Source organism: Burkholderia sp. BCC0405 (assembly GCF_902833075.1).
Lineage (GTDB): Bacteria > Pseudomonadota > Gammaproteobacteria > Burkholderiales > Burkholderiaceae > Burkholderia.
Genome location: NZ_CADFEO010000011.1, coordinates 88785 through 110458 on the forward strand (window position 1 = coordinate 88785; position 21674 = coordinate 110458).

At 67.6% G+C, this 21674-nt stretch carries 20 protein-coding genes; 12 read left to right on the forward strand and 8 right to left on the reverse strand.

Annotation, left to right across the window (positions count from 1 at the left end; all coding sequences use genetic code 11):
- Nucleotides 1-156 precede the first annotated feature (156 nt).
- Nucleotides 157-456, reverse strand: coding sequence for a YXWGXW repeat-containing protein (locus tag HWX36_RS19700; protein ID WP_175953842.1), 300 nt, complete (start codon nucleotides 454-456; stop codon nucleotides 157-159).
- Nucleotides 457-779: 323 nt separating this feature from the next.
- Between HWX36_RS19700 and HWX36_RS19705 the strand changes: the two genes are divergently transcribed.
- Nucleotides 780-2465, forward strand: coding sequence for a metallophosphoesterase family protein (locus tag HWX36_RS19705; RefSeq protein ID WP_175953844.1), 1686 nt, complete (start codon nucleotides 780-782; stop codon nucleotides 2463-2465).
- Nucleotides 2466-2531: 66 nt separating this feature from the next.
- Here HWX36_RS19705 and HWX36_RS19710 read toward each other — a convergent pair whose 3' ends face one another.
- The gene (locus HWX36_RS19710; protein WP_175953846.1) at nucleotides 2532-2987 is read right to left on the reverse strand and encodes a hypothetical protein; all 456 of its coding nucleotides are present in this window, start codon (nucleotides 2985-2987) and stop codon (nucleotides 2532-2534) included.
- A 122-nt stretch (nucleotides 2988-3109) separates the two neighbouring features.
- On the opposite strand from HWX36_RS19710, the gene yddG reads away from it, so the two are divergent.
- A complete protein-coding gene (gene yddG / locus HWX36_RS19715) occupies nucleotides 3110-4054 on the forward strand; it encodes an aromatic amino acid DMT transporter YddG (protein WP_175953848.1) in 945 nt (314 codons plus the stop codon).
- A gap of 72 nt (nucleotides 4055-4126) precedes the next feature.
- On the opposite strand, the gene HWX36_RS19720 is transcribed toward yddG, so the two are convergent.
- Nucleotides 4127-4759: a LysE family translocator gene (locus tag HWX36_RS19720; protein WP_175953850.1), complete on the reverse strand. Its 633-nt coding sequence runs from the start codon at nucleotides 4757-4759 to the stop codon at nucleotides 4127-4129.
- A 123-nt stretch (nucleotides 4760-4882) separates the two neighbouring features.
- Complete coding sequence (locus tag HWX36_RS19725) at nucleotides 4883-5779, reverse strand: LysR family transcriptional regulator (protein ID WP_175953852.1); 897 nt, start codon at nucleotides 5777-5779, stop codon at nucleotides 4883-4885.
- 325 nt (nucleotides 5780-6104) lie between these two features.
- Between HWX36_RS19725 and HWX36_RS19730 the strand changes: the two genes are divergently transcribed.
- The gene (locus tag HWX36_RS19730) at nucleotides 6105-6950 is read left to right on the forward strand and encodes a sulfite exporter TauE/SafE family protein (protein WP_175953854.1); all 846 of its coding nucleotides are present in this window, start codon (nucleotides 6105-6107) and stop codon (nucleotides 6948-6950) included.
- A 348-nt stretch (nucleotides 6951-7298) separates the two neighbouring features.
- On the opposite strand, the gene HWX36_RS19735 is transcribed toward HWX36_RS19730, so the two are convergent.
- Nucleotides 7299-8270, reverse strand: a complete 972-nt coding sequence (locus HWX36_RS19735; protein ID WP_175953857.1) for a LysR substrate-binding domain-containing protein — start codon at nucleotides 8268-8270, stop codon at nucleotides 7299-7301.
- Nucleotides 8271-8379: 109 nt separating this feature from the next.
- Here HWX36_RS19735 and HWX36_RS19740 point away from each other — a divergent pair, with 109 nt between their 5' ends.
- The 3 genes from HWX36_RS19740 (at nucleotide 8380) to HWX36_RS19750 (ending at nucleotide 10555) form a co-directional block, all read left to right on the forward strand.
- Nucleotides 8380-9705, forward strand: a complete 1326-nt coding sequence (locus tag HWX36_RS19740) for a D-serine ammonia-lyase (protein WP_244136464.1) — start codon at nucleotides 8380-8382, stop codon at nucleotides 9703-9705.
- A 53-nt stretch (nucleotides 9706-9758) separates the two neighbouring features.
- Nucleotides 9759-10013 carry a hypothetical protein gene (locus tag HWX36_RS19745; protein ID WP_027791787.1) on the forward strand — a complete coding sequence of 85 codons (255 nt, stop codon included), beginning with the start codon at nucleotides 9759-9761 and terminating at the stop codon, nucleotides 10011-10013.
- Nucleotides 10014-10255: 242 nt separating this feature from the next.
- A complete protein-coding gene (locus HWX36_RS19750; protein ID WP_175953861.1) occupies nucleotides 10256-10555 on the forward strand; it encodes a DUF4148 domain-containing protein in 300 nt (99 codons plus the stop codon).
- 86 nt (nucleotides 10556-10641) lie between these two features.
- On the opposite strand, the gene HWX36_RS19755 is transcribed toward HWX36_RS19750, so the two are convergent.
- From HWX36_RS19755 to HWX36_RS19765, 3 genes are all read right to left on the reverse strand, one after another.
- Nucleotides 10642-12432: a GGDEF domain-containing protein gene (locus HWX36_RS19755; protein WP_175953863.1), complete on the reverse strand. Its 1791-nt coding sequence runs from the start codon at nucleotides 12430-12432 to the stop codon at nucleotides 10642-10644.
- Nucleotides 12429-13559 (reverse strand): extracellular solute-binding protein, encoded by a 1131-nt coding sequence (locus HWX36_RS19760; protein WP_175953865.1) that lies wholly within the window; start codon nucleotides 13557-13559, stop codon nucleotides 12429-12431. Before HWX36_RS19760 ends, HWX36_RS19755 begins: the two co-directional genes overlap by 4 nt.
- A 157-nt stretch (nucleotides 13560-13716) precedes the next feature.
- Nucleotides 13717-14439, reverse strand: a complete 723-nt coding sequence (locus HWX36_RS19765) for a FadR/GntR family transcriptional regulator (protein ID WP_175953867.1) — start codon at nucleotides 14437-14439, stop codon at nucleotides 13717-13719.
- Nucleotides 14440-14707: 268 nt separating this feature from the next.
- On the opposite strand from HWX36_RS19765, the gene uxuA reads away from it, so the two are divergent.
- The 6 genes from uxuA to HWX36_RS19795 all read left to right on the forward strand — a co-directional run bounded on the left by uxuA (nucleotide 14708) and on the right by HWX36_RS19795 (nucleotide 21615).
- Nucleotides 14708-15772, forward strand: coding sequence for a mannonate dehydratase (gene uxuA / locus HWX36_RS19770; protein WP_175953869.1), 1065 nt, complete (start codon nucleotides 14708-14710; stop codon nucleotides 15770-15772).
- Between the two features lie 71 nt (nucleotides 15773-15843).
- The gene (locus HWX36_RS19775) at nucleotides 15844-17154 is read left to right on the forward strand and encodes an MFS transporter (protein ID WP_175953871.1); all 1311 of its coding nucleotides are present in this window, start codon (nucleotides 15844-15846) and stop codon (nucleotides 17152-17154) included.
- Between the two features lie 129 nt (nucleotides 17155-17283).
- Entirely contained in the window at nucleotides 17284-18717 is a 1434-nt protein-coding gene (locus HWX36_RS19780; RefSeq protein ID WP_175953873.1) for a PLP-dependent aminotransferase family protein, read from the forward strand.
- 92 nt (nucleotides 18718-18809) lie between these two features.
- Entirely contained in the window at nucleotides 18810-19205 is a 396-nt protein-coding gene (locus HWX36_RS19785; RefSeq protein ID WP_175953875.1) for a hypothetical protein, read from the forward strand.
- 197 nt (nucleotides 19206-19402) lie between these two features.
- On the forward strand, nucleotides 19403-21187 hold the full coding sequence (locus HWX36_RS19790; protein ID WP_175953877.1) for a nitrite/sulfite reductase: 1785 nt from the start codon (nucleotides 19403-19405) through the stop codon (nucleotides 21185-21187).
- Nucleotides 21184-21615: a DUF934 domain-containing protein gene (locus HWX36_RS19795; protein ID WP_175953879.1), complete on the forward strand. Its 432-nt coding sequence runs from the start codon at nucleotides 21184-21186 to the stop codon at nucleotides 21613-21615. The genes HWX36_RS19790 and HWX36_RS19795 overlap by 4 nt, the downstream gene beginning before the upstream one ends.
- Nucleotides 21616-21674 lie beyond the last annotated feature (59 nt).

The window sequence follows — 21674 nt, forward strand, 5'->3', positions numbered from 1 at the left end:
TAATAGGCCGGGCGCGCGGGCACCACGACACAGCCGGCCAGCACGATGGCTGCGGCCGCCAGTATCACCATGGTTCGAAAAGGCATGGCTGCGCCTCATGACGTTGCGGGAAACAGCCGCCGCGCCGGCACCGCGTACCGTGCGGCGGCATGCGCATCAGGCCCAGTGGCCCGGAACCCAGCGCCACGCCGGGCCGCGCGCGACCCAGTGGCCCGGCACCCAGTGATGACCGACGCGAACCACTTGCCAGTGGCCCGGAATCCACACGTAGCGGCCCTGCCGCCAGTGCCAGTGGCCTTGGTCCCACACGTAGCCCGCGCGCGGCGCGGGCATCACTTCGACGCGAGGCGGCGGCGGTGCGTAAGGCGCGACGATGACGGCCTGCGCGAAGGCCGCCGACGCGGCCAGCGCGGCCACGCATGCCGTGGCAAACCGCAATGACGTGGAAAGCTTCATGAAAGACTCCGAAGTAGCGAGTATCGACCGGTAGCGGCCGTTCATGCGTTAAACGGCGCGGGCGAACAGAATCCGTCGCGGTGGCGGCAAATAAATTTCGGCCGGGCCGGATGCACGTCGGCGCAGGCCCGATGCCGCGATCCGCACGCCCGGGCATGAGCCAACGCTTGCGCGGGCTTGCCCTGCTGTCACAACCCGGCAAAACTGCCCTGCGACAATGTCTGGCACCGGGATCCCGCTCGTTTCCGGCTCACGCCCTGGCCGCGCTCGCGCACGGCCAGGCGGTTCCACATCTCGCGTCTCCACCAACGAAAACACCGACCATGTCGAACCAGGACAACTCCCCGATCCAGCCGAACGAGCCGGCCGCGTCCGTGTCGCGTCGCGGCTTCCTGAAACTCGCCGGCGTATCCGGCCTCGCCACCGCCGCCGGCGGCCTCGCGGCAGCCAGGGCCGCCGCGTCGAACCCGGACGGCACGCCCGAACAGGTTCACCTCACGTGGGGCAACGACCCGACGTCGGAAGTCGTGATCTCGTGGGCATCGCTCGCGTCGGCCGTCAATCCGCGCGCGCGCATCGTCGCCGACGGCGAGCCCGCGCGCACCGTGCACGGCGTCCAGCGCCTGTACACCGACGGCCTGAACGGCGAGACGGTATTCACGTACCACGCACGCGTGCACGGGCTGAAGCCGAATACGCGCTACCGCTACGAGATCACGGCCGACAACGACAGCAACGCCGCGCAGCCGTTCTCCGCGACTTTCTCGACGGCGCCGCGCGGCCGCGCGCCGTTCCGCTTCACGAGCTACGGCGATCTCGCCACGCCGAACGGCGCGTGGGTGCTGTCGTCGCCGCAGAGCCGCTTCGCGGTGCAGGCCGTCGAGCAGTTCCAGCCGCTGTTCCACCTGCTGAACGGCGACCTCTGCTACGCGAACCTGAACCCCGCGCACCAGCCCGAGGTGTGGCGCGATTTCGGCAACAACAACCAGACGTCGGCCGCGAATCGTCCGTGGATGCCGTGCCCCGGCAATCACGAGATCGAGTTCAACAACGGCCCGCAGGGGCTCGACTCGTATCTCGCGCGCTATACGCTGCCGGAGAACGGCACGCGCTTCCCGGGCCGCTGGTACAGCTTCCGTGTGAGCTCGGTGCTGTTCGTATCGCTCGATGCGGACGACGTCGTGTACCAGGACGCCGCCGCGTTCGTCGGCGGCCCCGCGCCGCTCGTGCCGGCCGCGAGCACGGGCCGCCCGCCGATCGAGCCCGGCACGTCGTTCTACGTGCGCGGCTACAGCAACGGCGAGCAGACGCGCTGGCTCGAACACACGCTGCGTCATGCCGCGCATGACGACGATATCGACTGGATCGTCGTGCAGATGCACCAGGACGCGCTCAGTTCGTCGAAGACGGGCAACGGTTCCGACAAGGGCATTCGCGAAGCGTGGCTGCCGCTGTTCGACCGTTACGGCGTCGACCTCGTGCTGTGCGGCCACGATCACGACTACGAGCGCAGCTACCCGGTGCGCGGCTGCAATCACCGCGCGGGCGTCGATGCGACGACCGGCGAAGTCGTCGAGACGCTGCAGCCGCGTCCGGTCGGCTCGAACGACCCGGACCGCACAAAGTTCGACACGAGCCACGGCACGATCCACCTGATCCTCGGCGGCGGCGGCACCAGCGCGCCGCTCGACGTGTATGGCGAGAACCCGGCGACCGGCTTTGCGCGGGCGAAGGTGTTCACGAAGCCGAACCGGCCGGTGCCGGGCACGGCGCCGAACACGTTCGTGCGCGAGCCGGCCGATGCGCTCGAGGACGCGATCTGGTCCGCGCGCCGCGATACGGGCACCGGCTACGGGATCGCCGTGTTCGATCACGACCCGGGCAAGCCGGGCGGTCACACGACGATCACGATGCGCTACTACCACGCGCCGGGCGCCGATCAGCACCCGACCGCCGACTACGAGCTGTTCGAGACGATCGAGCTGAGCAAGAAGCGCAACGAACGCTGACCGGGCGGGCGCCCGTTGCGACGGGCGCCCGATGCTTCGCTTGTCCTGTTCGTTGCGTACGCAACGTTATGGGGCGATCAGGATGCCGCGGTTCGCGAAATAGCGGTCGAAGGTCGCGCGCGGCATCGCCACGCCCTGCTGCGTGCGCGCGTCGAACCCGGACGGATTGTGGTCCACACGACGCCGTCGGCCGACGCATTCGATGCAATCGCGAATGCGTTGCGGCAGGCGCATGACGACATCGACCTCGATCCCGTCCGGCAACAGCTTGAAATCCGTGGCGACGCCGGCGGATGGCCACTGATCGCCTTGTCGACGGACGAAGACGGTTGCTTCGTTGTCACGACCCTTGGACCGACGCGGAACGCGATGCTCGACTCGATCGGCAACGCGTTGTCGGCAATCGGTGCGGCATGGCGCATCGACGACGCGTGACCGGTTGCCGCGTGACGCACGTTCCCCCCGCGTCGCCCGCAAGCGCCGGGCCGATCGCCGCCCACGCCGCTGCTCGATCTCCCTCACCTCGTTAAACTACGCGTTTCCGTCGGCGATGGTGCGTCTCGCACGCCGAAAGCGTGCGTGATTCATGCCGGCGGCCCCGCATCATCCGAAATCAAATTTGAATGTTGAAACAGGCAGGACGCATGAAGCGCAAGAATAAGGCAACGCTCACCGGGCTCGGCGCGGTGTTCTTGTGGGCCTCCGTGGTCGCCCTCGTTCGTGGCGTGAGCGAAAGCCTCGGCGCGACCGGCGGCGCCGCGATGATCTATACGGTGGCATCCGTGCTTCTGCTGTTGACGATCGGCTTCCCCGATCTGAGCAAATTCCCGAAAAGCTATCTGCTCTGGGGCGGGCTGCTGTTCGTCACGTACGAGCTGTGCCTGTCGCTGTCGATCGGCTATGCAAGCAACGGCCAGCAGGCGATCGAAGTCGCGATGGTCAACTATCTGTGGCCGAGCTTCACGCTGGTCGCCGCGATCGTGTTCAACAAGCAGCGCGCCAACCTGCTGGTCGTGCCCGGCGTCCTGCTGTCGATGCTCGGAATCTGCCGGGTGCTCGGCGGCGACCAGGGCCTCGACCCGGCCGGCATGCTGCACAACGTCGCGAACAACCCGCTGAGCTACGGGCTCGCGTTCTTCGGCGCGCTGATCTGGGCCGGCTACTGCACGGTAACGGCGCGCCTCGCCGACGGCAAGAACGGCGTCACGCCGTTCTTCATGCTGGTCGCGCTGGCGCTCTGGATCAAGTTCGCGATCGAAGGCGGCGGCGGCATGACGTTCAGCCTGCATGCGGTCCTCTACATCGTGCTGGCGGCATCGGCGCTGGGGTTCGGCTACGCGGCCTGGAACACCGGCATCATGCACGGCAACGTGACGATCATCGTCGGCGCGTCGTACTTCACTCCGGTGCTCGCCGCCATGCTCGCCGCGACGCTGCTGCATGCGCCGCTGTCGATCGAGTTCTGGCAAGGCGCATCGATGGTCTGCGGCGGGTCGATCCTGTGCTGGCTCGCGACGCGCGGCCGGCGCAGTGCAAAGGCCGCGCCCGTTCGGAGCGGCAACGAAGCGCAGGGCAACTGCCAGGGCTGACGATGCCGGGCGCTTGCATTGCGATGCCGCTCGACAGCACCCGGTGATCCTGCCAACCGTCGGCCACGCGCGCTAGCTGCGCGACGCCAGTGCGATACGCACGGCGAGCCCGGCCAGCACCGTGCCCATCAGCCAGCGCTGCGCCGACGCCCAGACCGGCCGCCCGGCCAAGAAACCCGCGATGCCGCCTGCCATGCAGGCAATCAGTCCATTCACGCTGACGCTCACCGCAATCTGCACGCAGCCGAGCGCCAGTGATTGCGCGAGCACGCTGCCGTGCCCCGGCGAAATGAACTGCGGCAGAAGCGACAGGTACATCACCGCGATCTTCGGATTCGCGAGGTTCGTGACGAAGCCCATCGCGAACAGCCTGCCCCGGCTGTCGTGCGGCAACTGCCTGACCTGGAATGCCGAGCGACCGCCCGGCTTCAGCGCCTGCCACGCCAGGTACGCCAGATAAAGCGCACCGGCGAAACGCAACACGTCGTACGCATACGGCACGGCCATCACCAGCGCGGTGATGCCCAGCGCCGCGCACACCATGTAGAAAACAAACCCCAGCGCGACGCCGCCGAGCGACACCAGCCCCGCACGGCGGCCTTGGCAGATCGAGCGCGACACCAGGTAGATCATGTTCGGCCCGGGCGTCAGCACCATGCCGAGCGACACGAGTCCGAAAGCAAGCAAGGTAGAGGCGGCCGGCACGGAAATCTCCTTCGGGGCGAAGCGGTCAGGGGCGAGTTCGAACAATGTATTGCATCTCGACCGCCATCTGCATGAATAAACTTCAAGCCGCCCATGAGCGCTGTTCATCGCACCGGCCGTTCGTTACCGGCTCTTTGTCGCGCGCGTGCGGATCGCCTTCGCCGCCTTCGCGCGCTGCGCGTCGACGAGCCGCACGAACTCATCCGCGACCGCGTTGCCGGCCGTATTCCACGACAACCGCACCGAGCGATGCAGCCTGGGCGACAGTGCCAGCACGCGGCCACCGAATGGCGTGTACGTGAGCGTGATGCGCGGCACGATCGACACGCCCATGCCGGCTTCCGCCATCGACAGAATGGTCCGCATCTCGACCACGTTGAACGCGGCCCGTAGCGGCGCCCCGCCGCGCGCGAAGTAATCCGCGATCACCGGCCCGCATCCGGCCTTCGAGAAAATGAACGGCGCCGAGGACAACTGCTTCGCCGACACGCTCTTGCGGCCAGCGAACATGCCGTCCGCCGCCACTGCGACAAAATCCTCGTCGAGCAGCGGCAGATTGTGCGCAAACGTCTTCGTGCCGGCCACCACGCCGACATCGGCCGTTCCGTCGTCGATCCACCCTTCGACTTCGCTGTCGGTGCCTTCGAGCAGCACCGCCGACACGCCCTGGTGCCTCTCCTTCAACGCCTCGAGCGCCGGTACGACGAACGCCAGCGACACGCTCGGCAGCGACGCGACCACCAGCTTCCCTTCGAGCTTGCCGCGCGACAGGCTGAACTGCTGGCGCAATAGCTGCGCTTCCCGCACCACGTTCTGGACGTAAGGCCACAGGCGTTCACCCGCCGCCGTCAGGACGACCGGCTGCCGGTCGCGCCAGAGCAGCTTGACCTCCGTGATGTCCTCCAGCTCGGTCAATGCGTGGCTGATCGCGGACTGACTGCGGCTCAACCGGTCGGCCGCGGCCGTGAGCGAGCCGAGTTCGACCACGGCCGCCAGGGCCTGCAACTGGGCGAGCGTCATCGACGCCTCCTTGTTCAATGGTATGTATATCGTGCATGAGATGGGCAATCATCATGAATTATATTGAACCGAGGAAACGATCACGTCGATCGCTACCCGTGGCGTACCGCGGCCGATGCCGAATGTCCTTCACAACGCTCGGGTAAGATGCATCCTCGAACCGCCTATCGATTGCCTGCAGCCCCGGCCGCACAACGGCGCGGCGTCCTGCAATCGACTTCCGGTTCTAGCCGATCCAGAACAAGTGCGTGCAACACGCACGCGACCGCAACGGGCTCCGTCGACAGCGCTCGCTGCCGGAAATGCCGCGACATGCCATTCCATCATGCATTTCAATCTGACTGAAGGTGTGCTGGTCTCCAGCCTGCAGGGGCTCAGCGCGTTCGATCTGGCCGGTATCGCCGTTGCGCTGCTGCTGGGCGGCATGGCCAAGGGGATCACGGGCATCGGCGTGCCGCTGATCGCGATGCCGATACTCAGCCAGTTCCTGCCGATCCGGCAGGCGGTGCTGCTGCTGTCGATGCCGATCATCCTCGGCAACATTCCGCAGGCGCTGGAAGGCGGCCAGTTGCTGGCGACGGCACGCAGGATCGCCGCGCCGATCGCGGGCACCGTGATCGGCAATATCGTCGGCGTGGCGATCCTGCTGTCGCTCAATCCGGGTCATGCGCAGGCGGCGTCCGGCGCGCTGCTGATCGTGGCCGCGGCGCTGATGCTCGCCGCGCCGAAACTCAGCCTGCCGGATGCGTGGCAAAAGCCTGTCGGCTTCGCGCTCGGTTTCGGCGCAGCGCTGATGGAGAGCATCGCGTCGGTGCCCGGCCCGCTGCTCGCCACCTACCTGATTTCGTCCGGCGCGACCGGGCGCGTCTTCACGAAGCAGATCGCGATCATCCTCGTGGTGTCCATCGTCACGCTGATCACGACGTTCAGCGGCGCCGCGCACGCGAGCGGCGCCGACCTCGCGATCTCGGCAGCGGCCAGCCTCCCGGCCATTGCCGGCATGTGGCTCGTTCGCCCGCTGCGGGACAAGATGTCGCCGCGCCTCTTCAGGATGGTCGTGCTGCTGTTCGTGCTCGTCGCGGCGTCGCAGATGATCTGGAAATCGGGCGTGTTGCGGCACGGCGGATCGCACGTGACCCAGATGGGCAACGCGCACGCAGGCAAGAATTAGCAGGCGGCGCACCGCCATCGATGACGCATGCGTTCTGAAAGCTGCCCGGCGTAGTATTCGCGGACCCGGCGTATCGCCCCGCCCGACGGTGCGGACGACGCGTCACCGACTTTGCTGCTCGCCCGCCGATGCCCGCATCGGCGCCGCCACGCTTTTAAAGGCATGAAATGGAAACCTACGTGTTGCTCGGCTGCGGATTCGGCCTTGGCCTGCTGATCGCCATCTGGGGCATCTGGCAACTCAAGTAACGCTTGCCAGCCCGCTCCGCGCGCAAGCAATCCGTATGGAGACGGACGGGAAATTGTAGTTTGCATCTGTATTCGTCACCCATCTGTTTCGCACTCCGATTCAGCTATCCGACAGCATCGGTGACCGGCGTTTGCTTCCGTTGGAAAGCAAATGCGATCGCGCTGCATCGAAACGCGCGCACTCGGCCTTGAGCCAGTCCGAAAACACCACGGTACGCGGATCGCCGGGATTGCGTGACAACAGCAGGTAGCGCGCCGGCGCACGCACATGCCTGCCGAAGACATCCACGAGCCGTCCACTCGCGATCTCGTCATGCACCAGCGCGGCGCGCCCCATCGCGACGCCCTGATGGTTCAGCGCGGCCGTGATTGCCAGGCTGGAAAAATTGAACTGCGGCCCGTCAAGATGGGCCGTCCACGCCGGACGAACCGCCTCCAGCCACGTGCGCCATTCGACGAATTCGGGTGCGCCGCCCCATGGAGCCGCGTCGTGCAGCAGGACGACGCCGTCCAGCGATGCCCCGCTGGCAAAGGCCGGATGCTGCGCCAGATACGCCGGCGTGGCGACCGGAAACAGGATTTCGTCGAGCACGGGCTCGGCATGCAACCGATCGTAATGCACCGGGTCGTAACGCACAGCCACATCGATGTCGTCGGCCTCCATGGCCTGACGATCCAGCACCTGAAACTCGGCCTTCACGCGAACCGGCACGTTCGGCTGTTGCCGGTGAAATTCGGACAGGCGCGGCATTAGCCACTGCAGCGCGAGCGACGGCAGGCAACTGACCTGCAGCGGGGCATCCGACAGGCCAAGCGCTTGAAGCGTGCGATTGATGTCGACGAACGCGCCAGACACCGTCCCGAGCAGGATCGCGCCCTTCTCGGTCAGCTTCAGTCCGCGCGCCTGGCGCACGAACAGCGGATAACCGAGCCGGTCCTCCAGGTTCCTGATCTGCTGGCTCACGGCGCTTTGCGTCAGGTTGAACGCCTGTGCCGTCTTCGTGAAGCTCAGCAGCCGGCCGGCCGTTTCAAAACAGTGCAACGCACCCAGGATCGAACCGTCGAGTCGCATAGATATCAGTCAGGCTAATGCATTCATTAGAAATCGGCGCTTTTGCGCAGCCGTCCCGAATCGTAGCATTCCGGCCAGATGCTCCGTTTATCCGATGCAAGACCGATCCATGACCATTACGCTCCAGCCCGCCGATCTATTAGCCAAACTGCAATCGTGCCGCCCGCTGCTGTGGCTGAATCCCCATGCCGGCGGCCCGCTGCCGCACGACGCACCGTCGCCTGGGGCCATTGCGATGGCCGAAGCGCGGCTGGCGCGCTGCGAGCCGCTGATGGCCGAGCTGTTTCCCGAACTCGCGGCAAGCGCCGGAAAAATCGAATCGCCGCTGATGCCGGCCGACCGCCTGCAGCGCACGCTGTCGCTCCCGGCGGACACTCACGGCGCGTGGTTCATCAAGCGCGACGACGCGTTGCCGGTCGCCGGTTCGATCAAGGCGCGCGGCGGCTTTCATGAAGTGCTCGCGCTCGCGGAGTCGATCGCGATCGAACATGGGCTGCTCGAACCCGCGGGCGACCGGCGGATCCTCGCATCGGCCGCCGCACGCGAACGGTTTGCCGCAAACACCGTCATCGTGGGCAGCACCGGCAATCTCGGCCTGAGCATCGGCGTGATGGCCGCCGCGCTGGGGTTCGAGTCGGTCGTTCACATGTCGACCGACGCGAAGCCGTGGAAGAAAGCGCGCCTGAGACAACGCGGCGTTCGCGTCGTCGAACACGACGGCGACTACGCACAGGCCGTCGCGGCCGGACGCGCGCAGGCACGCAATCAGCCGCGCAGCCACTTCGTCGACGACGAAGGCTCGCTGATGCTGTTCCTGGGCTACGCGGCCAGCGCCCGGCATCTCGCCGCGCAGCTCGCCGAAGCGGGCCGCCGCGTGGACGCGACGCATCCGCTCTTCGTCCATCTCCCGTGCGGCGTCGGCGGCGCACCGGGCGGCATCGCGTATGGCCTCAAGGCGCTGTTCGGCGAGCACGTGCATTGCTTTTTCGCCGAACCCGTCGCGTCGCCGTGCATGCTGGTCCAGCTGGCCGCCGGCCCCGGGAAGCCCGTGTCCGTCTACGACGCGGGGCTCGACAACCGGACCGAGGCCGATGGCCTGGCCGTCGCGCAGGCCTCGCACCTCGTCAGTCCGCTGATGGCGTCGCTGCTGTCGGGCGTGTTCACCGTCAGCGACGCGCAGCTCTACACCCAGTTGCTCGCGGTTCAGCGGTCGACGGGCGTGGCGCTTGAGCCGTCGGCCGCCGCTGCCGTCGGCGGCCCCGGCTGGCTGTCGCAGTCCCCGGCCGGCCGCGACTACGTGCAGCGCCACGCGATCGACCTGCGCCGGTCGACCCACGTCATCTGGGCGACGGGCGGCTCGCTCGTGCCGCCGGAAGAACATCGCCGCTTCCAGTCTCATGCGAAAGCGCTCGCCGGTGCCGCGGCCAATGCGTGACGCGTCGGGGCCGGCGCCCAGCCTCGTTCCCGAAGACGCGTTAGACTGTCCCGATGGAACAATGCCGTTATTGCCAGAGAATCCGCGATGAATGGGATTGCCACGGTGACGAATGCCGCCGGGCAATCGCCAAGGCGCTGCGCCGGCAGCGCGCGGGCCTGCCCATGGTGCCCGATCGCATCCGCAACGAACTGCCGTCCGGCGCGCCGACCCAGCAGGTCATCGCCGTGCTGTCGCGCCAGCGCCTGCGCGCGCGGCGCGGCAACGAGGAACGCCGGGAGCGCAAGGAAATCGACGACGACGTCTGATCCGGCAGCGTCGCAGCCCGTTCGCATCCTCTCCGCCCGCGCCACGCGCATCCGCCCCTCTCCCTTGCAAATCCGGCAACATGGATGAGGGACAGAAGGCGTTTATCTCGAAATTATTGTCCCGGCTGCAACGATCTTTCGCCAAAACTCACGTTTACCCTAGATCGACCGGCGCCTACGATGTAATCAACCGCTTACGACATGGTGTCGAACGCGGAAAGCCAAAAACATCGGAGGTCATCATGAAATCGCTCGTTTCCGCAGTCGTTGCCGCTGTCGCCCTGTCCGCCTCGTTCGGCGCATTCGCCCAAAGCACCGTGACCCGTGCTCAAGTGCGCAATGAGCTGGTCCAGCTCGAAAGCGCCGGCTACAAGCCGAGCCAGGCGAGCCCGTACTACCCGGCCGACATCCAGGCCGCGCAAGCCCGCGTGCACGCCGCCGACAACAGCGGCTACGGTGCGCAACCGGCCGCGACCGTCCAGGGTGGCGCGCCGGCGGTTAAGGCGCAAAACCCGCGCGACTCGGTCTACTTCGGCCACTAAGCCTGCCCGCTGCGCGCCTTCGCGCGCAGTCCGCGCGAGCCACGCGCCCGTCTTGCGACGGGCTCGTGGCGTTTGCATCGCGCGCTTCACCGGCCGCCGCCCGACGCGGCCCGGCCGGCCGCTTCGTCCGTCCCGCAGCCGGCGCCGCTCCCGTTGCCGACCAGATCCTGGTAGCGCACGAACGCGCGCTGCGCGGACGCCTTCGCCGCGTACATCGCCGCGTCGGCCTTGACGAGCAGTTCCTCGGCCGACGCGCCGTCAGCCGGAAACTCGCTGACGCCGATGCTCGCGCCGACCGCCACGCGCCGGTCGCCAAACTCCAGTTCCTCGGCCATCACGAGCTGGATGCGCGACGCGACGTCGCCGATCACCGCCGGTGAGCGCACGTCCGCAATCAGCACGATGAATTCGTCGCCGCCGAGCCGCGCGACCATGTCGCCGCTGCGCAGCACGAGGCTCAGCCGCTGGGCGACCGCGACGAGCGTGCGGTCGCCGGCCGAGTGCCCGTGCTGGTCGTTGATCTGCTTGAAGCGGTCGAGGTCGACGAACATCACGGCCAGCCCTTCGTGCATCGCGGCCGCACGCCGGATCGCAGCGTCGAGACGCTCCATGAACAGCAGGCGATTCGGCAGCTCGGTCAGCGCATCGTGCCCGGCGAGGTGCGTGAGCTCCAGCTGCTTCGCCCGCAGCATCGCGACCTGCGTGCGGATCTCGACGCGCATGCTCTCGAAACAGCGCGCGAGCACGCCGATCTCGTCGGCACGCCCGACCGGCAGCTGCTCGGCGGCCGGATCGTCGAACACGTGCGTCGCGGCGCGCGCGAGCGTCTGCAGCGGCCGCGTGATCGCACGCGCGAACAGGATCGCGAGGATCACCGCCATCAAGCTCGACACGAGCACCATCCGGACGATCCGTTCGCCGAGCATGCCGGCCGGCGCCAGCACATCCGCCAGTGGGCGCCCCATCCCGAGCACGACGAAGCGGTTGCCCTCGTCGTGTCCGAACGGCGTGCGCGCGAACGCGAACATCTGCCCCGGCGCTGCGGCGGGATCGGTCAGGCCATTGAGGGTAACGTTTGTGCGCGCGCTGTCGAACAGCGCGCGTGTGACGGCGAAGCGGTCCTGCATCAGCACGCGCCTGCCGCGATCGAAGCCGAACGTCTGCGACGGATCGGGGTGCACGAGAAAATCGCCCCACTCGTTCGCGAGATACACCTCATAGTCTTCCGGCAAATCGCGTTCGAGCCGCTCGAACACGCGCGACAGCTCGACATCGACGACGAGCGCGCCAACCGTCTGGCCCGACGTGTCGACGACCGGCGTGCCCACGCGCAGGATCGGCAGCCCTTCGGCTGCGTGCGACCCCGTCTCGTGGTTGATCACGATCGGCGACAGGTAGATATGGCCGGGCGCCGTCGCGAGCGTATCGAATACGTAGGAGAACTGTCCTTTCTCCTGGAACGCACTGTCCGGCAATACGACGATGCCGTGCGCATCGCGATCGACGCGGATGCGTTCGAGCCCGAAATCGCCGCGCGCGATCAGGCGGATCTGCAGGTACTCCGGGTGATTTCTCATGAAGCTGTAGAACACCTGCTCGAGCCGCACGCGTGGCGCGCCCTCCCGGTTGTCGCCGCCCGCGACCAGCGCGCACGACGGCAATTGCGCGAGCACGAGCGCATCGTCCGCGACGTCGGACAGCACCGTGGCGAAGCGCTGTCCGAGCAGCTGCGTCGACATCAACAGGCTGTGCTGCGCTTCCTGCACGAGCATCGCGCGGTTCGCGCGATACGTGTAATAGCCGGTCGCGCCCGACGCGATCACCCCGATGCACGCGAACAGCACCGACAGTTTCGACGTGAGCCCGAGCCGGATCATTTTCCGAACCGCTCAGGCCGGTCGCCCGACACGATGCGGCTCCACAGCGATTCGCGCCGCGCGATGTCCTCGACAGGCTGGAGCCAGACGAGATGCTGGTGCCCGGTGTCGAGACCTGGCGGCGGCGCGAGCGTGTTCGCGAGGCCCTGGCGTTCGGTCAGCAGCGCGCCGATCGCCGGTTCGAGCATGTAATTGATCCATGCGAACGCGAGCTCCGGATGCTGCGCGCCGCGCGTGACGGCCCAGCAGTCGAGCCACGCGAGCGCGCCCTCGTCCGGGATCACGTAACCGACGTCGGCGCCGGCACGTCGCAGCAGTTCGACCTGTTGCGTGCCGTAGTTGCCGAACATCAGGGCCGCACGATGCTGGACGAACAACGCGGTCGCCTCTTCGGGAAGCGTGTAGTACGTCAGCAGGTTGCGGCGCAGGGCGATCAGCTTGTGCGCGACGGCGAGCGTCTGCGCGCTCGACAGGCGAAACGGATCGGGATAGCCGAGCGCCAGCGCCGTAAACGAAAAATTGTGCTGCGCGCTGTTGAAGTCGAGCACCTTGCCGCGGTAGCGCGGATTCCACAGCTCCCGCATCGAGCGCGGCGCGGCCGACACCTGCTTGCGATCGTAGATCAGCCCCATCGACGAATACGTGAACGGGATCGCATAGATGGCGCCATCCTCCACGAGCCCGTCGATCGTCGCGAGTTGCTGGAAGTTCGGCAACTGCCGCCGCCGGTTCGGGATGCGCGACAGGTCGATCGGCGCGAGCAAACGTTCGTGCGCATAGCGCTGGATCTCGGCCGTGTTCGCGGCCAGCACGTCATACGGCGGTGGCGCCGCGCTGTGCATGCGCGTCCATAGTGCTTCATCGGAGTCGACGAAACTCACTTCGACACGTACGTGAAATTGCGCTTCGAACGCGCTGACGACGTCGCTGTCCGCATAGCCGGGCCATGCGAGCACGCGCAGCACGTTGTCGTTGACGGCTTCGGGAGACGCGGCGAACGCCGCAAGCGCAGAGGCAAGTAAGCTCGTCGTCAAAATGATAAGCAGCCTGCGCACGGCGACACGTGCGCGCGTACGTGCGCCGATTCCCCTGATCAATCGGACTCCGCGTGAATCGCCCGGCTGCATTCGACTGTCCTTTTTCGAGTCGATGCGATATCCCGCAACGAGACCATAAAACCTACGGTCGCGCAATTGGAAGAAGCCGGATAAGGCGCGTGCCCCCATCGACGACGCGCGTGCGGATGCCGTTACACCGGCCCGTTTCCGCTTGCCGGAACGAACGTCAGCGCCACGCCTGCGTGAACTCCGCGATCACACGCGACAGGTGTGCACGCATCGCTTCGCGTGCGGCAGTTGCGTCGCGCGCCATGATCGCCGCGAAGATCCGCTGGTGATCTTCCTGCGACGCCTCGCGCAGCGCGGTCGAGTGAAAATGTTCCTCGATCTTGTCCCACAGCGGATCGCTGCGCGCGCAGTCCCACATCGCGGTGACCATGTGCAGCAGCACCGTGTTGCCGGTCGATTCCGCGATACGCAGGTGGAACTGGCGATCGGCCGCGTCGTACGCGACCTTGTCGTTCATCTGCTCGCGCATCGTCGTCAGCGAGAAGAACAGCCGGTCGAGATCCGCATCCTTGCGTTCGGTCGCCGCGAGCGCCGCGACTTCCGCCTCGATCAGCCCGCGTGCGCGCAACGTCTCGATCGGCCCCGGGCCGCGCGGCACCTCGAACGTCACCGGCCGCGCGGCGTCGGCCGCCGATACGTAGATGCCCGAACCGATTCGCACTTCGACGATCCCCTGCACCTCGAGCGCGACGATCGCCTCGCGCACCTGCGTGCGGCTCACGCCGAACTGGTCGGCCAGGCTGCGCTCGGACGGCAACCGCGCGCCGGCCTCGAACGCGCCGGCAGCCACCATCGCGTGAATCTGCCGCGCAAGGCCGATATAGGAGCGGTCCGCGGCATCGGTATCGCGGCTGGCCGGCAGGCTGGAAAGATCGGTCATCGAAAGGCTCGCAACAGGCTGGCCGGCGCCGTCGCGGCGCCGGATCGCCAAAATGGTACACCAATTCCGGGCAGCATCCGGTTCCGCGTCTTCGCCGGTGCGCTGGGCGCGTCGTGAAATGTCATGTCAGCCGGCTTTTATCCCGGCAACTGGTAAACCACTATCCAGCATAACTGGCATACCAATCATAATCCGCACACCGGGGACGGGGCCGGCACGCTGCCGCCCGTCCGCCCGATGCATCAACCGCCAGCCAGGAGCCGCTCCAGTGAAGATGTCTTTCCGTTGGTACGGCGAGTCCGATCCGGTCTCGCTGCAATACATCCGCCAGATCCCGGGCGTCACGCATATCGTGTCCGCGATCTACGACGAACCGGTGGGAGAAGTCTGGCCCGCGCACAAGATCGACGCGCTGAAGGCGACGATCGAGCGCGCCGGCCTGCGGTTCGAAGTCGTCGAGTCGGTGCCCGTCCACGAGGACATCAAGCTCGGCAAGCCGGGCCGCGACCGCCTGATCGACAACTACCGTCAGACGATTCGCCATCTCGGCGCGGCCGGCGTGCGCGTGATCTGCTACAACTTCATGCCCGTGTTCGACTGGACGCGCACCGAGCTGTCGAAGACGCTCGACGACGGCTCGACCTGCCTCGCGTTCAGCACCGACGCGGTCGACCGGATCGATCCGGATGACGGCATCGCACTGCCGGGCTGGGATTCGAGCTACCAGCCCGAACAGTTGAAGGCCCTGCTCGCCGAGTATCGCGACATCGACGAGCACGCGCTGTGGGCGAACCTCGAATACTTCCTGAAGGCGATCATTCCGGTCGCGGAAGAAGCCGGCGTGAAGATGGCGATCCACCCCGACGATCCGCCGCGCCCGATCTTCGGACTGCCGCGCATCGTGAAGAACCGCGACGATCTCGCGCGAATCGTGCGCATCGTCGACACGCCCGCGAACGGGCTGACGCTGTGCTCGGGCTCGCTCGGCGCGGGCCCGCAGAACGATGTCGAAGCGCTCGTGCGCGAATTCGGCGCGATGGGCCGCATTCACTTCGCGCACATCCGCAACGTGAAGGTCGACGCGAACGGCGATTTCGAGGAAACCGCCCACCTGTCGAGCTGCGGCTCGCTCGACATCGCCGCGATCGTGAAGGCGTACCACGACACCGGCTTCACCGGCTACGTGCGCCCCGACCACGGCCGCATGATCTGGGGCGAGACGGGCAAGCCCGGCTACGGCCTCTACGACCGCGCGCTCGGCGCGGTCTACCTGAACGGCCTGTGGGAAGCGCTCGCGAAGTTCGACCGCACGCCGTCGCAAGCCACGCAATAACCCGCCCATCGAGGCCGCCGGCGCTGCGGATCGCCGGCGGCCCGTCACGACATTCCGCGCGGAGACACCGCATGCCACGCATCCGATGGGCCATGATCCTCATGTGCTTCCTGGCCAACGTCATCAACTTCATCGACCGCGCGAACCTTGCGATCGCGGCGCCCAGCATCCGCGCCGACCTCGGCCTCGACGCGGTCGGCATGGGGCTCGTGCTGAGCGCGTTCTTCTGGACCTACGCGTTCCTGCAACTGCCGGCAGGCTGGTTCATCGACAAGGTCGGCGTGCGCGTGAGCCTTGCGCTGGCCGTGGGCTGGTGGTCGGTGTTCACCGTCGCGACGGGGGCCGCGCGCGGCCTCGCGCAACTCGTCGGCGTGCGGCTGATGCTCGGCGTCGGCGAAGCCGCGGCGATCCCGTCGTTCGCAAAGGTTGCGTTCAACTGGTTCCCGCGCAGCGAACGCGGGCTCGCGAGCAGCATTTTCGACAGCGGTTCGCGCGTCGGCTCCGCGCTGTCGCTGCCGCTCGTCGCATGGCTGATCTCGATCGTCGGCTGGCGCGGGTCGTTCGTGATCACCGGCGGCATCGGCATCGTGTGGGCACTGGCATGGTGGTTCATCTATCGCGACCCGGAACGCTATCGCGCGGTCGCGCCCGATGCCGTCGATGCACTGCTCGCGCAGCGCGGCGCGCCAACCGTTGCGGCCGCAACCGACGGCCCGAAGGTATCGTGGCTCGACCTGTTCCGCTACCGCACCGTGTGGGGCATGATGATCGGCCTGTTCTGCCTGAACTTCGCGATCTACTTCTTCATCACGTGGTTCCCGAGCTACCTGCTGCAGTCGCGCGGCTTCTCGCTCGCGTCGCTCGGTACCTGGGGCATGCTGCCCGCGCTGCTCGCGATTCCGGGCGGCTGGCTCGGCGGCTATGTGTCGGACAGCCTGTTCCGCCGCGGCTGGAGCGCGACTGCCGCCCGCAAGACCTGCCTCGTGCTCGGCATGCTGCTGTCTTCGTCGATCGCACTGTCGGCCTTCGTCGAGAACGTGTGGGCCTGCCTCGGCCTGTTCGCCCTCGCGTACGCAAGCCTGTCGTTCGCCGGCGCCAATGTGTGGACGCTCGTCGGCGAAGTCGCGCCGACGCCGGCGCATGTCGCATCGCTCGGCGGCATCCAGAATTTCGCGGGCAATCTCGCGGGGATCTTCATCACGACGTTCACGGGCGTGATGCTGTCGATCACGAAGGGCTCGTTCGTCGTACCGCTCGCGGTGGCCGGTGCGTTGTGCGTGGTCGGCGCGCTGTCGTACCTGTTCATCGTCGGCAAGGTCGAGCCGTTGCCGCCGCTGCGCGGCGGTGCGAGCCCGCAGAGCGTCGAGCCGAACGCGGCCTGACGCGGCAGGAAAGCGCGTCCGCCGGGCCCGCACTTTCCTTTTCGGGCCGCGCATCGGACAATGAGCCGCGCCCGCCGGCGCGGCGCCACTCCGGCCCGCGCGTGGCGACGGCGCGCCCCACCCTCGCCGATGAAACGCTACGAAACCCTCGCCCACACGATCGCCGACGACATCCGCAACGGCAACCTCGCCGTCGGCACGCGCCTGCCGTCGCTGCGGCAGATCATCGCGCAGCACGGCGTGAGCCAGTCGACGGTGTTTCGTGCGTACTACCTGCTCGAACAGTGGGGGCTGATCCGCGCGCGCGAACGCTCGGGCTACTACGTCGCGCCGGGCGCCACGCCGGCAGCAAGCCCCGCCGCCAAGCGCCGCGCCAGCCGTGCCGGCGCCACGCGCAAGGTGGATATCAGCAGCCTCGTGTTCTCCGTCCTCGACGCGGCCACGCAACCCGGCATCGTGCCGCTCGGCTCCGCCTTCCCGTCGCCGCAACTGTTTCCGCTGCCGCGCCTCGCGAAATCGCTCGCGCAGGCCACGCGGCTCGTCAGCCCGTGGAGCACGGTCGTCGACCTGCCGCCCGGCAACGAGGCGCTGCGCCAGCAGATCGCACGGCGCTATCTCGCGACAGGCATCTCGCAACCCATCGACGAGATCGTCGTCACGAACGGCGCGCTCGAAGCGCTGAACCTGTGCCTGATGGCCGTCACGCGGCCCGGCGATGTCGTGGCCGTCGAAGCGCCGGGTTTCTATGCGGCGCTGCAGGCGATCGAGCGGCTGGACCTGCGCGCGGTCGAGATTCCCGTCGATCCGCACACGGGCCTCGATCTCGATGCGCTCGCGAACGCGCTCGACCGGCACGACATCCGCGCGTGCTGGTTCATGACCAATTTCCAGAATCCGACCGGCGTCACGCTGTCCGCCGAGAAAAAGCGCGCGCTCGTCGAGTTGCTCGCCGCGCGCGACGTGCCGCTGATCGAGGACGACGTATACGGCGAGCTGCACTTCGGCCCCGACTATCCGCTGCCCGCGCGTGCGTTCGATCGACACGGCCTCGTGATGCACTGCAGTTCGTTCTCGAAGACGCTCGCGCCCGGCTACCGGATCGGCTGGGCCGCCGCCGGCCGGTTCGCGGAGAAGGTGCAGCGGCTGAAGCTGATGACGACACTGTCGGCCAGCATTCCCGCGCAGGCCGGCATCGCGAACTATCTCGAGCATGGCGGCTACGATCGGCACCTGCGCAAGCTGCGCGGCGCGCTGCACGCGCAGCTTGACCGGATGGACGACGCGCTGCGGCGCTGGCTGCCGGCCGGCGTCGAATGGGTACGGCCCGAAGGCGGCTATTTTCTGTGGCTCGCGTTTCCCGACGCGATCGACGCGATGGAGCTGCATCGCCAGGCGATCGCACGCGGGATCAGCTTCGCGCCGGGGCCGCTGTTTTCGGCCGCGCACGGTTTCGAGCGTTGCGTGCGCGTGAACTTCGGCCACCCGTGGAGCCGCGACATCGAGCACGCGATTCGTGTGCTGGGCGAGCTCGTCGCGCAGCCGTCGGTCCGCAAGGGCGCTTGAATCTCACCCGGTGCACCCTGCCTGCGTCATGGTGATGCACGCGACCCGCACGCGGGTTACAGTGCCGATCCCGCCGCTCCTCACGATTGCCCATGAGTCAACTGCCCTACCTCGATCACGACGCGCTGTTGAAACTGGCCGCTGAAGCCGCGCACGTCACGCAGTCGTGCGCCTGCACGAAAACGCCGCTCGCCGGATGGACGACCCTGCCGCTGTCGCTGCAGGACGCGCAACTGACCGAAGTCGCCACGCTCGCGCCGCCGGGCGAGACGGAGCCGACCTACGCCGAACATCACCCGGCCGGCACGCGCTACACGTCGGACGACGCGCCGATCGCACTGCGCCATTTCCCGTACAACCGCTGCACCGTCAACCGCTGCCGCTCGTGCGGCCGCCTGTTCCTGCGCTACCAGGAAGGCGGCGGCTACTTCATCGACCAGCGCATCCGCGCGCTCGACCCGGCGCTCGTCGTCGACGCCGCCGCCTAAACACCCGCCACGGGCACGCACGCAGGCCCGGCCCGCGCCGGCGTCACGCCGGCCATCTGCTGCGCCCTTTTCGTCCCCATCTGCTGCTTGTCCCGCCTCGCCGCGTTCCCTACGCTGTCTGCGGTTGCCCGACACCCGTCGCAACCTCTCTCCCGAGCCACGCGCGTCACGCCGCGGCTCCTCTCGCGTATCACGTCATGTATCGATATACCGTTTTCGACCGGGCGCTCGTGCACAGCCGCGCCGCCCAGTTTCGCGACCAGCTCGAACGCTGGCAGCACGGCACGCTGAGCGAAGACGCGTTCCGGCCGCTGCGCCTGCAGAACGGCTGGTACGTGCAGCGCCACGCGCCGATGCTGCGCGTGGCCGTCCCGTACGGCGAACTGTCGAGCGCGCAGCTGCGCGTGCTCGCGCGGATCGCGCGCGACTACGACGTGCCGGACGACGCCACTTACCGCGCCGCATCCGACGCGCAGGCCCTGCTCGGCACGCTGCGCCTGCCGACCCGCAGCGCGCACTTCACGACCCGCACCAACGTGCAGTTCAACTGGATTCCGCTCGACAAGGCCGCCGACGTGATGGACCTGCTCGCGACCGTCGACATGCACGGCATCCAGACGAGCGGCAACTGCATCCGCAATATCTCGTGCGACGAGCGCGCCGGCGTCGCACCGGACGAGATCGCCGATCCGCGCCCGTTCGCCGAGGTGATGCGCCAGTGGACGACGCTGCACCCCGAGTTCGCGTTCCTGCCGCGCAAGTTCAAGATCGCGATCACCGGCGCAACCGAAGACCGCGCAGCCACCGACTGGCACGATGTCGGGCTGAAGCTCGTGCGCGACGACGCGGGCGAACTCGGCTTTCGTGTGAGCGTCGGCGGCAGGATGGGCCGCACGCCGATGATCGCGACGCTGCTGCGCGCGTTCCTGCCGTGGCGGCACGTGATGAACTACATCGAGGCGATCGTCCGCGTGTACAACCGCTATGGACGGCGCGACAACAAGTACAAGGCGCGCATCAAGATCCTCGTGAAGACGGAGGGGCAGCGCTACATCGACGAGGTCGAGGAGGAGTTCCGCCAGATCGTCGATCACGACGGCGGGCTGCACACGATTGCGCAGGTCGAGTTCGACCGCGTCGCCGCATCGTTCGTCCCGCCGCGGCTCAAGCCGCGCACGGTCAGCCTGCGCGACGCGAACCTGCGCCTGTCCGCCCAGGCGGCACGCCACCCGGCCTTCGCGCGCTGGCTCACGCGCAACGTGGCCGACCACCGCGATCCGGCGCTTCGCATCGTCACGCTGTCGTTCAAGCGCCGCCTGCAGGCGCCGGGCGACGCGTCGCCGGACCAGCTCGACGCGCTCGCCGATCTCGCCGACCGTTTCTCGGCCGGCGAGGCGCGCGTCACGCACACGCAGAACGTCGTGCTGCCGTGGGTGCATGTCGACGACCTGTTCCTGCTGTGGGAAAACGCGCGCGCGATCGGGCTCGCCAGCGCGAACGTCGGACTCCTGACGGACATGATCGCGTGCCCGGGCGGTGACTTCTGCGCGCTCGCGAATGCACGCTCGATCCCGATCGCCGATGCGATCGCCGAGCGCTTCCAGGATCTCGACATGCTGCACGACGTCGGCGACATCGACCTGCACATCAGCGGCTGCATCAACTCGTGCGGCCATCACCACAGCGGCCACCTCGGCATCCTCGGCGTCGACAAGGACGGCGCCGAGTGGTACCAGGTCACGCTCGGCGGCTCGGACGGCTCGAGCGCGAGCGGCCCCGCACGGCCGGGCAAGGTGATCGGCCCGTCGTTTTCGGCGGACGAGATCGTCGATGTCGTCGATGCGATCGTCAACGCGTATCTCGACGCGCGAAACGACGACGACGGTCGCAGCGAACGATTCATCGACACCGTCCGCCGCGTCGGCACGGAACCCTTCAAGGCCGCCGCGAACGCTGCGCGCCATCAGGAGGAGCACGCATGAAGCAGGCGCACCCTACCGCACGCATCCGGCTGTTGACGCCGGCCGAACATGCCGGCGACACGCCGCGGCACGACGACGCGACGCTGACGATCGGCAACGACGAGGAACTGCCGCCGCTCGCCGGACACATCGCGCGGGCTGCGCGCATCGACCTGGCGTTTCCGTCGTTCACCGATGGGCGCGCGTACAGCCAGGCGTACCTGCTGCGCAAGCGCTACGGCTTCGCCGGCGACCTGCGCGCGACCGGCGACGTGCTGGTCGACCAGTTGCTGCTGATGGAACGCACGGGGTTTTCGAGCGCGGTGCTCGGCGACGGCACGGACATCGCGGCCGCGCGGCGCCAGCTCGACCGGTTTCCCGGCTTCTACCAGCACGACGCGCGAGCGGCGATGCCGCAGCAGAACGCGGCAACGCCAGCCGGAAAATGAAACGGGCGGCCCGCAGGCCGCCCGTACGATGAACCGGAAGCTACCGGCCGGCGCTCGCC